Origin of the sequence: Embleya sp. NPDC127516, from assembly GCF_044765325.1 — a bacterium.
Classification (GTDB): domain Bacteria; phylum Actinomycetota; class Actinomycetes; order Streptomycetales; family Streptomycetaceae; genus Embleya.
The window spans coordinates 57,545-72,035 of record NZ_JBIWJT010000025.1 but is presented as its reverse complement, the minus strand read 5'-3'; the positions used below and the strand labels follow the sequence as shown (position 1 = coordinate 72,035).

Here is a 14,491-nt window from a genome sequence, read left to right as displayed (position 1 = left end):
GTGTGTGCGCCGCCCGCCGCCCTTGCGGCGGCTACTTCTTCTGGGCCGCCGCGTCGGCCTGCATCTTGTCGATGGCTTTCCTGATCTCGGTCGTCAGGTTCTCGTCGGAATCCGTGAGCGACTTCGCGATCTCGCGGAAGTTCTGGCCGTACGAGTCGATGTTCTTCGCGGACGACTTCATCTGCGCGCTGAACGTGTTGTATGCCTCCGTCAGGGCGGGGCTGGCCTTCTCGAACACCAGGCCGTCTTGAAGCAGACCGCTCACGGCCGTCTCCAGGTCGCCGAGCTCTTTGGAGATGTCGGCCAGCTTGGCAGCCATTCTCGTTGCGCCGCGGGCGATTTCGTCGACATCGACGTGGATATCGGCCATGAGGTCCTCCCAAGGGGTCGCTGGACGGTTGCTTGCATGGGTAAACGGGCTGCTACTGGGGCGAGTTGACCTTGTCCGCGATGTCCTTGTCCAGGTCCTGCACGGACGTCATGATCTGGCGGAACTGCGTCGCGTAGCCCTTGATGCTCTCGGTGGCCTGGGTGAGCGCGGTGTTGAACTTCTCGTACTGGCTCTGCAACGCCGGACTGGCCTTGGTCAGCACGAGGTTCTGGGTGAGCAGGGTGTCCACCTCGTCCTTGGCCTCCTTCATCCGGGGCACGAGCGTGTGGTCGACACTGTTGTCCAACAGATTGGACACCCGGGTTATCTCGGCGTAGGTGAGTTTGATGTTGGCGGCCATGGCGAATCTCCTCGGTCACGGAAGCGAACGGAATCGGGAACGGGAGCGGGAACGGGAGTCGGTGCGGAGGCGGGTACGAGTGCGCGGGTGAACGCCGGTGGGGCGGGGGTCAAATGATGTGGTTCTTTCCCTTGTCGCCGGTGCCGGTGCCCGTCTTCTTGTCGCGACCGGAGTCGCTGTCGGCGTACGCGGGATCCGGCTTCCACTTGTCTTTCGGTCCGCTCCGGATGTAGTGCTCGGACTTGCCGTCCGCAGTGGAGACCATCGTGCCGCCGCCGTCCTTGTTGATCGTGAAGACGGCCGTACTCGAGGTACCGTCACCGAAGTTGGTGGTGATGGTGTAGTCGCGGACGTCGATCCGGTCCGGCTCGTTGCCCTTGTCGTCGCCGTCCGGGATCTCGACCCATTCCGGCGGGCCCTTGTACGTCGTGATCGTCTCGTAGCTCTGCCCCTGCGCGGTGGTGATCTTCGAGGTCTCCTTGACGACGTTGTTGTCCTTGTCCAACTCGACGCTGACGTCGATCTTGCCGTCCTTGTCCTCGTGGTGGTACGAGGTCGGGGGCTTGTCGTCGGGTTTGGGCGGCTCCTTCCCGGGGTTGGGAGGTGCGCTGTCCTCGCCCTTGGCGATCCACGCGGCACACCACGCCGGGGCGTCCGGGGCGTGGCATACCGACCGGATTCTCTGGTCGGGATGGTCGCGGAAGTAGTCGGTGGCACCGATCGAGGCCAGGTACGCGTCCCACTTGGCCTTGTCCGCCACCCACTTGTCGTGCGTCGCCTTGATGTTCCGCCACTTGTCCAGGCCCAGACCCACGGTCATCAGACCGGCCCCGGCGGCAATCCGCTGGTCGGCGTCGAAGAACCGGTCGGACACCGCCTTGAAGGTGTCCGCAAGCTGGTTGAGACCCTCCTTCGCTTTACCGGTACGGGACTTCGAGTGGCGGTGGAAGCTGTTGAACGCGTACGACAGACTCGACGTGCCCAGACACGCCTTTCGTTCGCCGGCCGCCGCCTCGCCGAGCTCCCGAAATGCTCCGCCACTGCCCGAATCGGCCTGCTTGGCAAGGTTTCGCAGCTTGCTCTGGATCGTGTACAGGTTGTTGTAGTCGACCGCGAAATCGACCATTTCGACCTCCTGCCCCTCGACGAGACCGCGTCGTGCACCGCTCCTCGAACTGCCTCCACTTCTGTACGCGTTGCAACCGATGGAGGTTCAACGACGTTACTCGGAGAAAGATTGAACCTCTCCCGAGGAAGGCGCGTACAGAAGGCGGCCGTGGTTGCACGATCGAGCGAAAGGGGCACCTCGATGGCTCGTCCGGGAGACTGGAGTGCGCTCGGTCTCGACCGCGACCCCACCCCCGGCGACCCCGACCGGATCGACCGCGTGATCGCCGCGGAACTCGAATTCATCGATCTCGCACGGGAGATCGACAACGGCCTGAACGAGGTCAAGAACACCGCGAGCACCGTCTTCATCGGCAAGACGGCGGACGCCATGCGCGGCGTCATCGACGGCAATCTGCGCAACTACATCTCGACGTACAAGAAGGCGCACGAAAAGGTACGCGCCGCCCTGGTGACCTACGTCGCCATCATGCGCACGCAGCAACAACGCGCGGACACGGCCCTGTCCGCGGCCGCCGCGCTGTCCGAGGACGACGACGCGGGCCGGGACACGCACAAAGCCACCGCGGCGGATGCCAAGACCACCCTGGAGGACGCGGCCGACACCGCCGCGCGAGCGCTCAACGCCGCCGCCGAGTCCATCGCCTCCCCCGTGGACGAGTGCGACGAGTTCTGGAAGGCGCTCTCCTGGATCGCGATGTTCCTGGTCGTTCCGGCGATCTTCCTCGGCGGCGTGGTCGCGCTGCTGTCCATCGCCCTGAATGTCGCGCTCATGATCAAGACCGCGATCGACTTCGCGCACGGCAAGGCGGGCGTCACCGAGCTCGTGCTGGGCATCCTGGGGATGATCGCCCCGACCACCAAGGGACTGCATCTCGGCAGTCTGTGGAACGTCATCAAGGGCACCGGTACGCGCGGCCTCGCCGGCACGAAGACCTTCTTCCGCGGCGGCGCCAACTCGTTCGGGCTGCTCGGCCGGATGGGGCTGGGTATCGACGACGCGCTCGCCGCGGGCGGCGCGTGGATCAAGGGCGGGATCCAAGGCATCAAGCTCGGTCCCGCCCTGACCCACATACCCGAACTCTCCATGTTCGGCGTCAATGTCGGGCGCGGCATCCGCGTCTTCCCGATCGGCGCCGACCTGACCGTGATCAACCTCGCCGGCGCGAAGACGTTCTTCGGCCTGCGCAGCGTCGTCAGAACGGTCAACGCCTTCAAGGGGCTGGGGGGTTCGATCGCGAGCGGCCTGAGCGGCTTCAAGAGTCTGCGGCTGTTCCTGCCGGTGGCGGCCGACGAGATGGGCCAGGGCCTGGGGCTCGCCTTCCGGATCGGCTTCATCGACCGCGGCATGTTCAACATGTACCGCTACGGCGCCTTCATCGACGGCAAGTTCATCGGCGCGGGTTCCAAGATCACCGGCGGCGTACACGCGGGCTTCACCGCCTTCGGATCGGGCGGCGGTCTGGGGAAGCTGCCGCATGTCGACATCGGTGGCCTCGACGCGCTGAACACCGGTCCACTCGGTCGCGGGTTCGACATGCCGCCCCTGTCCACGCGATTCACCAGCGGACTCGGCGAGTTGGGCATGGTGAACGTCCCCTCGCTCGGCAAGTTCGGCGACGGGTTCCACGCGGGTACCTTCCCGAGCCTGGACACCTATCTCGCCAACAGCGGCAACCTCGGCGCGGTGGTGCCGCTCACCGGGTTCGGTGCCAAGATCGTCGACCTGCCGCCGTTCTCCTTCAACGGACTGGGCACGTTGGACCTCGGCGGCAGACTCGGCGTGCCGCCCGCCGTCACCGGGACGGGCGTGACCGCGCTGGGCACGGGCGGGCTCCACGCACCGGCGAGTTCGCTCGGCCACATCAGCATCCCGAACCTCGACACGGTCACCAACGCACTGCCCAAGGTCGACGTCGGGCTGCCGGGATCGAGCGCGCTGGTGCACGACCTGCCCTCGACCGGCTCGATCGCCCTCCCCCATGTCGAAGGCATGGGGACCGTCGCCCTCCCGCAGATCGGCAACGTCTCGCTCCCGCACTCGGGCACCGCCGCGCTGCCCAACGTGGCGACGCCGACGCCGGCACACGTCAATCTCCCGACCGTGTCGACCACACCCGTCTCCGGCCTCACCGGCTCCCTCGCCCCCACGCTCGGCCACAATGCCGGGGCCTTCCCGGGCCAACTGCTCGGCGATCTCAAACCGCCCACCGTCGGCGCACAACTGGCCGACGTACCGGCCGTTTCCTCCGCCAACCTCTCCACCCCGCAGGTCACCGGGCTGCACGACGGCGCCCGGGTCAACGTCCCGGAGATCGGCTCGGTCCCGCTCGCATCGCAGGTCCAGGCGCCGAGCGTCGGCGCGATACCCCACACGGGTCAGGTCTCCACGCCGGGGATCGGCGTCACCGGGGGACTCGGACACGTCGCGACCCCGAACCTCGGCAGCGTGCCCAATGTCGCACAGCCGGCCACGCCCAACGTCGGCGGAGTGTCGGGCATCACCCAGGTGGGCACGCCCGACCTCCGAACGCCGCACACCGGCCCCGGGGTCGGGGCGCCGAACACCGGTGCCGTCGAAATACCCCCGGTCCGGGGTGGGCACGTCGCCACCTCGCCCACCACGCCGGCCCCGAACACGGCCGACCTCAAGGGCGCCGGCGGCGCGACGACACACGTCGACGTCAACGGCAGCCGCGTGACGTTCGGCACCCTGTCGCCGCGCGGCGGACCGGGCGACACCCCGCCGGTGGGCCCCGCGGGCACCGCGGGCGTGGGCGGCGTCCCCACCACCGGGGGCCATTTCCCCACGCTGCGCCCGGCGGCCGACGACCTCACGGTGTTCATGGTGAACAACGTGCGGTACGACTTCGCGCACACCTTCAGCAACATCCCCGGCCTGGGCGGCGTCGAGGTGCGGGTGCTGCCGAGCTCCCGGGCGGACCGGCTCGTCGACATCCACGTCGCCTCGGGCGGGCGCACCGACATCAGCGCGAACCACATCACCGTCGGCGACCAACAGATCCTGCGGATCGAACAGGCCTTCGCGGGCGGCGTGCACCGGTGGGACTACGAACTGAGCGCGCTGAACAACCACCGACTCCTCGACGACCAGATCATCGACGCGCACGTCACCGGCCCCGTCCCCGGGCAGTCCGTCGAGCTGACCACCATGCCCCCGGCCGGCACGATCACCGGGTCGACGACCCTCGGTGCCGGCACGACCGTGCCGACGGTGCCCGGCCCGGGCACCGTGACCGGCCCGGGCTCGCACCTCGTCGACATCCCGGGGCTGCCCGGGACCCGGATCGAGGTCCGCCTCGGCGCCGACGGCATCGGAGGAATCCGCACGGTGGGCGCTGCGGACGGACCCCCGCTGATCCCCTCGCACCACACCGGACCGTCCGGGAACACCATCGTGCGCGTCGAGCAGGACGTGGTGCCGAACGTCGAGATCCGCCGTTGGGACTTCGACATGTCCGCGGCCGGCGGCCGACTCGTCGGCATCGAGCGGCGCATCACGCTCAGCGGCGGCGACTTCGACCGCAACCTCGTCGTCATCCGCGTCGATGTGGAGGACCAACCCCTCGGTATCACCCACTTCGACGCCGACGGCAAGGTGCACAACCCGGGCGGGTCACCGGTACGGGTCAGCGCGACCGGGGTCAACATCCCCACCGGCACCGGCTTCCGGATCCACGACCGGACGACCGGCGCACCCTCGCACAGCGGCCTGCGGCTGACCGATTCCACCGGCCACGTGCTGCCCATGCACGTGCTGACCCCGGACGACGGCGGGGCCCTCTCCCTCGTCGACGCCGGCGCCACCAGGACCCTGGGCTCCGTCACCGTGCCGCCGGGTGCGAACGGCATGTTCCATGTCGTCCCCACCGACGCCGGTCCCGCCGTCCGGGTCTTCGGCGCGAACGGCCGGTTCTCGCACGACTCGCTTGCGCTCGGCGGCATCGACGGGCTGGGCGTGCCGGGTGGTCACATCCGCTCGCCGCATGTCGACACGCCGCATCTGGCCGGCGCCGACGGCACGCCGATCCCCGGCACCCGGGTCGTCCCGCAAGTGGGCGGCGAGTTCCGGATCCAGCACCCGGGCGGGCAGTTCCACGTCGACGCCACAGGCGCCCGCGGACACGACGTCGTCACCCTCACCACCGCCGACAACCGGGGAACGGGGCTGCACGTCTTCACCCCGGTCGGCGCCGCGGACCCGCTGCCCGCCCCGCGCGGCGTGGACGGTACGCCGTCCACGACCGCGACCGTCGCCCACGTCGACAACACGTTCCACATCACCCGCACCGGCCCCGACGGGCAACCGCATGGGACGGTGGACGTGCACACGCCACAGGGCGTGTTCTCGCACACCGCGCTCCCGCTCACCGGCGGCGGTGCCCCCGGCGGGTTCATCCGGATGCCCGAGAACGTCGGCGGCGTCCCGCACCTCACCCGAGGCGACGGCACGACCGTGCCGCACACGAGCGTCACACCGCAACACGGCGGCGGGTACCTGGTCGAGTACCGCGGCGGCGCGATCCTCGTCGACGGCGCGGGCGCGCGCACGCACAACGTCCTCGAACTCAGGGTCGGCGACGCGTCGGTCGGGCAGTACGTGCACACGCCGGTCGACACCCCCGACGTGCCGGTGCCGCACCCGAGCAACCAGGCCGGCGTACCCGATCCGAACGTCACCATCACCCGGGTCGGCGACGAACTGCGGCTCACCGACCCCGACGGGTCGTTCGCCGCGCACGGTCTCGACGGAGTGCGCCGGTACCAGGCGATCCACGTGGTCGGCGGCCCGTTCGGGGGGCGGTTCGTCCGGGTCGACGCCGCCGGGACCGCCACCCTCGTGGACGGACGACTCGGCCCCGTCCCGGACACGCACGTCGTGCGGCAGAACGGGTTGCGGGGAGACGGCTTCCGGATCCTCGACGACACCGACCACGTCGTCGTGGGCCTGCGGGGCGAGCACCGCTTCGACGCCATCGGCCTGCGTGGCCTCCATGGGGCTCCGACGGGCGAGTTCGTCTTCTTCAACCCCGCCCCGGCCGCCGGGGCGCCCGCGCCCGGCCCGCTGCCGCTCGTCAAGCACGCGAACGGCCAAAACCTCGAATTCTCGGTGCACACCCGCCCCGACGGCACCCTCCAGGTCGCCGGCCACGAATCGCCGTCGATTCGGGTCTTCTCGAACACCGGCGAGTTCGACTTCCGGGTGTTGCGCCTGCGCGACGTGGGCGGCGCGCACCTGCCGCAGAACGTCCGCGTGCACCCGGGCGGGGCACACTCCCTGGTCGGCGGCGACCTCGTCGACATCCCGAACATCACCGTGCATCCGCGCGACGGCGGCGGGTTCAATGTGCGCACCGCCGACGGCGGGTTCCGCCTGTTCGACGAGAACGGCGGGCTCGAATTCACCGCGACTCCGCACCAGGTGCCGCGCGACGGTGGCCACATCACCGTCTTCCGGGTGAACGACGGCGCCGGCGTCCACCGCTTCGACGGCATCGGGCTGTCGGACGCCCGGATCGGCAAGCCCGGGCAGACGCGATTCCTGGACACGACGGCGGGCAACCTGCGGATCCTGGACGGCAATCTCGACGCGCTCCCGGGCCTGCGGGCGATCCCGCAACCGGGCGGCGGATACCGGGTCGACGGCATCGGCGCGCAGACCCGCGAGTTCCGACTCTTCGACGCGGGCGGTCGCCTGGAGTTCCAGCGCATCGACATGGTCGACGCCAAGGGCCGGATCCACCCGAATCGGCACTTCGCGATCACCCACCCGGCCGACGGCGATCCCACGTGGGCGCTGGTCAAGACCGACGCGCACGGCGTACCGGTGCCCGCTCCGCCGACCCGGAAGTGGTTCGAGGGCGGCCCGGTCGACATGCAGGGCGCGGCGGCGGGCCGGGTCCACCTGATCAGCCATCTCAAGGTCACCGTCTTCGAACGTCGCTGGTTGCCCGACGGCGGCATGCTCGACGCGCACCACTCGACGGCCAGCCTGGGCACCTTCGGCTGGTTCAATCAGCGCGGACCGTGGGCCGAGTTCACCCCGAACGGCAACCTGGTGCAGCACGGCACCCGGCACTGGGGCGAAAGCACGCGCAGTTGGTTCGACGTCAAGAGCGTGTTCGGCTTCGACGTCCGCGTGCGGCACTTCCAACTCAGCGCGGACGGCGGCCACGTGCTGGCCAGGCTGGACACCGTGCCGGCCGGGCAGAGCTTCGCGGACACCACATGGGTGCGGTACGACGCCGACTTCGGGCAGATCGCCTCGGGAACCCGGCACTGGGGTCCCGGGCGTGGCTGGACCGACAAGATGAACCATCCGATCACGAACCGACTCCTCACCTCCCAGGAGAAGTACGGCCGCTTCCAGTTCGGTCTGCACGACGTGCGCCGCTACCACCAGGTCGAGATGGGCCCGGACGGCATCCCCAAGCGGGACTTCGTCTCCCGGCACCCGGACGGCAACGTCAACGGGTTCGGCAAGACACTGTTCAACGGCGACTTCCTCAAGGTCGAGCGGTTCGCCGAGCAGCGGCCTCCGGTGTTCTTCCGCAACATGTTCAGCTCCGACATCCGCACCACCGACCTCAGCGGGCACCAGTGGCTGGCCAAGGACAATCGCCTGCGCGTGGCGACGTGGACCCAGGAGCCGGCGGGCGGCGGCGCGGGCACCCGCGGCGTGCAGTTCACCACCAACAACAAGACCGTGATCGACGTCGCGAGCAACGGCGACATCGTCCGCGAGACACGCACGCTGCTCGGCGGCAAGACCCTGACCGTCGGCGACGTACGGCTGCCCGCCGTCCACGCGGGGCCGAACGTGGGGCAGCCGGTGGCACATCGACCGCACTACCTCCCGTGGACCGAAGGCGCCGACGGTCTCCAAGGCCACCGGACGTTCGTACAGGGCGACTTCGTCCCGACCCCGGGCGTGGGCGGCAAGCGCGTCACCTGGCAGGACCGCGTCACCAACGACCTGGCCGACGGCGACTGGTACACCCCGGGCGCCAAGCCGTGGACCGTGGTCCGGACCGGCTTCGACGACGGCACGTTCATCGACTACCGGCCCAGGCCGAACGACGGCGCGGGGGGCGCGGGGCCCAACACCCGCACCTCCATCGATGCCCACAACGGCGACTGGACGATGTACAACCACCACGGCGTCGTCGTCGGTCGTTCGGATTCCTTTCCCGATCCCAACGGGGCCGGGCACCTCGACATCGTCGGCACCATGGGGGCGAACACCCGCCGGTTCCGGTGGCACGACGCGGCCCACCCGGAGACGGGCGGCATCCGCACCACCGCGTTCGAGCGGCAGATCACGCCGTGGCACTTCGACCGCGAGTCGTTCCAGGACTACGACGCGACCGGCAACCTCCTCCGCGACCATCGACAACTCGGCGAGGGTCTGAGCGTCGTGGCGTGGCGTGGCGTCGACGCCCGGGGCAATGAGGTCTGGCACTGGAACAAGCTGGACCCGAACGGCAATGTGATGTCCTTCGGCGACGGCGTCGGCGACCGCGTCCGGCACTGGTTCGACGCGGACGGCAACCGGCTCCCCGGCTGGGCGAAGGGCGCCCGGTGGTCCGACCGGATCAGCAGCCTCGACGACCAGGTGGTCCAGGAGATCCCGGAGCGCAAGTTCACCAACGCGTTCCGGGACTCTCTCACCGACAGCCCGTTCCGGGTGCGCGACTTCCGCCCCTCGCCCACCGCGGCGTTCGACCGGCACGTGTGGCAGGAGTCCGACCAAGGCATCCTCGCCCAGGTCAAGATTCGGCTCTCGGACGGCACGTTCCTGGAGACGAACAACTTCAACAAGCACGCGCGGCGCTACGACACGGACGGCGTCACCGTCATCAACGACCGCACGATCCCCGGGTACATCCACGAGTACGACGTCAACGGCGTCGACACCATCATCGGACGGGAGACGCACTTCACCGGCTGGGCCAACGAATACCGCGGCCTCAACCGCACGTTCCGCGAACCGAACCGCTGGACCTTCGGTCCGTCCGTGGACGGCGAGGCGGTCCCGGCGCCGTTCGCGCTCCGGGCGATCCAGTCCATCGGCATCGACATGACGCACGAGTTCCTGCTCGACTTCGCCATGAACCTCGTCGTCCTGTCCATGGTCCGGATGATCTCCGGCGGCGCGTTGAGCATGGTGGACGTCGGACGCGCCGCGTTCGGCGCCTCGTTGAGTTCGATGACCAAGGGCAGCGTCTCGGCGGCGCACATGGCTTTCAGCCGGGGCGGCTGGAAGGTGCACTGGTCGAACATCGACTACGGGATGCCGGGGAGTTGGCGGCCCAACGACGACAGCCACAATACCGAGTGGGGGGCGAACGAGCGTCCGGTGCGGTGGCGCGGCGGCACCTACGAGTTCACCCTCGGCCTCGCCACCGGCGCGCTCGCCGGGTTCGTCAGCGGCGCGTCGCAGTCCGCCATCTTCGGGGTCCGCAGCGCCGACGGCGCGATCATCAAACTCACCGGCGGAGACGCCGCGTTGGCCGGCCTGGCGTCCATGGTCGGCGGGGCTCTCGACACCGTCTCGGTCGGCGCGCTCCGCACCCTGGTCCAGCACTTGGTCGGCAGTCGGTGGATCCACCGCCAGGGGCCGATGGACATCTTCGTGGTCGGCGCACTGGGCAAGCTGGTCGACAAGCTCGTCGGCCTGCTGGTGTTCAGTCCCGCGACCGTGCGCTGGATCGGCCATGTGCCCGACGGAACGTCGTCCGACAACCTACTGCCAGGAACGGGTACCGGATGAACACACCGGTCTTCCGCGTCGGCCCCAGGGGCCGAGGCGCCCACCGCGACATCGGGGCCGCACTCGCCGCCGCACCCGCCGGCGCCGAAATCCTCGTCGCGCCCGGCGAGTACGAGGAGCGCCTGCGGCTGGAGCGGCGGGTGGTCCTGCGGCCGGAGAACGGGGCGGGAACCGTCGTGCTCCGCCCGCCGGCCGGAGTGGCCCTGACCGTCGCCGCCCCCGGTTGCGTGGTCCGCGGCCTCGTCCTGCACGGCGCCGACCCGGCGGAGCCGGTGGTCCGGGTGGAGGACGCGGCCGGCCTCACCCTCGACGCGTGCGAACTCGACCGCGGCCGCGTGGACGTGCTCGGCTCGGCGAAGGCGAGCGGCAACGCGCGGAACGCCACACTCACCCTCGCCGACACCCTCGACGCCGACCTCGGCGACCCGACCGGCGGCGGCGTCCTGCTGATCCGCCGGACCCGGCTGCGCGGGGCGCGACACGCCGCGGTGGTGCTGGACGGCGACGCCCGGGCCCGCGTCGAGGACACGACCCTGGAGACCATCGACGGCGTCGGGGTGGTGTTGTCCGGTCACGCGGTACTGATCGCCGACCGGTTGCGGGTGCGCGAGACCTCCGGTTCGGCGCTGCGGGTACGCGGCGACGCCCGACTGCTGGCCCGGGACAGCACGCTCGACGGCGCCGGACGCAACGGCGTCCTGGTCGAGGAGCGCGGCGAGGTGTGCCTCGACGACTGCCGCGTGCGCGACGTCGGGCGCAGCGGCGTCCAGGCCGAACACGAGGCCCGCGTCCACCTCGACGACTGCCGGATCACCGACGCCAAAGGCAGCGCGGTGGCGGTCGGCGGTACGGCGCACCTCACCGCGCACGGCTGCCGGATCGCCGGCCCGGCCGCCAACGGCGTCGTCGCGCTCGGCGAATCCGAGGTGACCGTGACCGCGTCGCTGATCACTCGCACCGGATTCACCGCGGTGCACCTCGGCGCGAACGCCCGAGCCCGGATCGGCGGTTGCCGTCTCGACGGCAGCGAGGAACACGGCTTCGCGGTGGTGGGGTCCGCCGACGCGGAGATCGTGGACACCACGGTCACGGGGGCGAGCATGTGCGGAGTGCACGTGGCCGACCAGGCCACGCTCTCGATGCGCGCCGGCCGGATCGAGGGCGGCGAGACGGGCGTCCGTCTGCGCTCCTCCACGGCCTGCGAGCTGCGCGAATGCGTGGTGAGCGGGCAGCGCAGGACGGGCGTCGAGATCGGCACCGACGCGGTCGCCGCGCTGTACGCGACCCGGATCGCCGAGACCGGCAGCGCGGGTGTCAGCGTCGACGCCGGTGCGCGGCTGCGGATGGACGGTGGCGGCATCTTCGCGGTCGGCGGCAGCGGACTGGTGGTGGGGCGCGGCGCCGAGCCGACGGTGCGCGGCATCCGGGTGGACGGGACCGCGAAGAACGGCATCCTGTTCGGCGAGGGCGCGCGTGGGGTGATCGAACACAGCGACCTGTCGGCGTGCGCGTACCCCGCCCTGCACATCGGCCGCGACGCCGAACCGCGCTTCGTCGGCTGTCGGGTCTTCGACTGCGCACAGGACGTCGGCCACAGCGAGGGTGCGCGCCCGGTGTTCGAGGAGTGCGTGTCCGTCCGGGTGGCCGCGCCCTCGCTGCCCACCCTGTCGGAGGCGTCCACGCGGACACCGCGCCAACCCGCGGCACCGCCCGGGGTCGCGGCCGGCGTCGCTTCGGGGGGCGGGCCGCCCACAGTCGGCGCGCCGGTGTCGGCCGACCTGGCCGAGTCGGGCGAGGCTCCGCCGCCGCCCGAGACCCTGGAGGACCTGCTCGCCGAACTCGCCGAACTCGTGGGACTGGGCGGCGTCAAACGCGATGTCGGCGGCATGGTCAAGCTGATGCAGACGGTGCGCATGCGTCAGGAGGCCGGGCTGCCCGCGCCACCGCTGAGTCGTCACCTGGTCTTCGCGGGCAACCCGGGCACCGGGAAGACGACCATCGCCCGCCTGTACGGAAGGTTGTTGAAGGCGCTCGGCCTGCTCGAACGCGGCCATCTGGTCGAGGTCGACCGCAGTTCCCTGGTCGGCGAATACGTCGGGCACACCGGCCCGAAGACGACCGAGTCGTTCAATCGTGCCCGCGGCGGCGTGTTGTTCATCGACGAGGCGTACGCGCTCGTGCCCGCCGGTGTCGCGAACGACTTCGGCGGCGAGGCCGTCGCGACGCTCGTGAAGCTCATGGAGGACCACCGGGACGAAGTCGTCGTGATCGTCGCCGGATACCCCGGCGAGATGGAGCGGTTCATCGCCTCGAACCCGGGCCTGTCCTCGCGTTTCACCCGCAGCCTGCTGTTCGACGACTACTCGGCCGACGACCTGGTGCGCATCGTCGAGCACCACGCCGGCCTGCACCGCTACGAACTCAGCATCCCCGCGCGCAAGGCGCTCGGCGAGTTGTTCACCGCGATGCCGCGCGGTGCGCAGTTCGGCAACGGCCGCACCGCGCGCCAGGTGTTCCAGCAGATGACCGAGCGTCAGGCCATGCGGATGGCCGAGATCGACACGCCCGACGAGCGGCAACTGGTCGTCCTCGACGAGATGGACCTCCCGCGACTGGTCGGCTCCGACTGACGGCGCACACCGCCCCGTCAGAATGTCGTGCCCACGAAGGAGAGCTTGTGTCCGAACCCAACGAAACCGGCGCGCACGTCGGTTCGTCCGCGCCCTCGTTGGCGCAGGCGTACGCCCGCCGGCCGACCCGGCCCCGACGCGGTCTCGCACCGGGGCGCCGGGTGTGGGTCTCGCTCGGCTCGGCCGCGGGCATCGCCGCGGTCACGACGCTGGCCGTGGCGCTGACCCCGACCGGCGCGAGCGGCGACACGTCGGCCGGCGATCGCACGGTCGCGGCTGCGGGGGCGGGGGCGGGGGCGGGGGTGCCGGGCGCCGTGCCGCCCGGGGAACCCGGGGCGGCCGGCGCACCGGGTGCGCGTGGTCTGCCCGGTTCACCCGGGGCACCGGGTTCGCCTGGAGCACCCGGCGCGCCCGGCCTACCCGGTGCACCCGGCGCACCGGGGGAGGCCGGCGCGCCCGGTGAGGCCGGCTCGACCCCGACGGGCGCCGGGTCGACACCGCCCGCCACGACTCCCGCGCCGCCGGTCGCCGAGCGACCCCCTGCCGCCGGGCGACCCGCGACGCAACCCGCGATGGAGCCCCGGCAAATGCCGCTGACCAAACCCGCCCCGGAGCAACCCAAGGTGGCTCCCCAGCCCCCGCCGGCCCAGCCGAAGCCGAACGTCCCGGGCAACCCGCTGCGGAACGGGTACTCCGGCAAGTGCCTGAGCGGGTCCGCGGGTTCCGACGGCACGCCGCTGGTCCTGTGGTCGTGCAACGGAGACGTGAACCAGAAGTGGGACATCAGATCCGACGGCACGATCCGCACCAAGGGCCTGTGCATGGACGCGGCCTGGGGCTCCACCCAGAAGGGCACCGTCATCCAACTCGCCTACTGCAGTGGGAACCCCGCCCAACAGTTCACGCTGCGCGGCAACAACATCTACGCGAAGGCCTCCAACATGTGCGCCGACGTCTGGGACTTCAAGACCAACGACGGCGCGGCAATCCGCCTCCACCCCTGCCACGCCGGGCAGAACCAGGTGTGGACCCGCGCCTGAGTGCCGCAACGCCCGCTCGACGGCCCTGACCGAACCACGGGCCGCTCCGCCCCGAAACAGGGGCCGGGTCCGGCCCCCCAGCCGGGCCGGGGCGGCCCCGGGTTAAGGCCGGTTGCGGGGGACGGGGGGGGGGGGGGGGGGCGTGGCGCCAAGGGGCGGGGGGGCTCC

At 70.7% G+C, this 14,491-nt stretch carries 6 protein-coding genes; 3 read left to right on the top strand and 3 right to left on the bottom strand.

Annotated features, from left to right (window positions below; genetic code table 11):
* Positions 1-31: 31 nt before the first annotated feature.
* From ACIRL2_RS36615 to ACIRL2_RS36605, 3 genes are all read right to left on the bottom strand, one after another.
* Positions 32-370, bottom strand: a complete 339-nt coding sequence (locus ACIRL2_RS36615) for a hypothetical protein (RefSeq protein WP_395864800.1) — start codon at positions 368-370, stop codon at positions 32-34.
* 52 nt (positions 371-422) lie between these two features.
* Positions 423-731 carry a hypothetical protein gene (locus tag ACIRL2_RS36610; RefSeq protein ID WP_395864802.1) on the bottom strand — a complete coding sequence of 103 codons (309 nt, stop codon included), beginning with the start codon at positions 729-731 and terminating at the stop codon, positions 423-425.
* Positions 732-840: 109 nt separating this feature from the next.
* Positions 841-1,857, bottom strand: a complete 1,017-nt coding sequence (locus ACIRL2_RS36605) for a serine/arginine repetitive matrix protein 2 (RefSeq protein WP_395864804.1) — start codon at positions 1,855-1,857, stop codon at positions 841-843.
* A gap of 183 nt (positions 1,858-2,040) precedes the next feature.
* Here ACIRL2_RS36605 and ACIRL2_RS36600 point away from each other — a divergent pair, with 183 nt between their 5' ends.
* Genes ACIRL2_RS36600 through ACIRL2_RS36590 form a run of 3 tightly spaced genes read left to right on the top strand, consistent with a single transcriptional unit; the run spans position 2,041 to position 14,323 of the window.
* The gene (locus ACIRL2_RS36600) at positions 2,041-10,653 is read left to right on the top strand and encodes a hypothetical protein (protein WP_402238119.1); all 8,613 of its coding nucleotides are present in this window, start codon (positions 2,041-2,043) and stop codon (positions 10,651-10,653) included.
* Positions 10,650-13,283: a right-handed parallel beta-helix repeat-containing protein gene (locus ACIRL2_RS36595; protein ID WP_402238117.1), complete on the top strand. Its 2,634-nt coding sequence runs from the start codon at positions 10,650-10,652 to the stop codon at positions 13,281-13,283. Before ACIRL2_RS36600 ends, ACIRL2_RS36595 begins: the two co-directional genes overlap by 4 nt.
* 47 nt (positions 13,284-13,330) lie before the next feature.
* Complete coding sequence (locus ACIRL2_RS36590) at positions 13,331-14,323, top strand: ricin-type beta-trefoil lectin domain protein (protein ID WP_402238114.1); 993 nt, start codon at positions 13,331-13,333, stop codon at positions 14,321-14,323.
* Positions 14,324-14,491 lie beyond the last annotated feature (168 nt).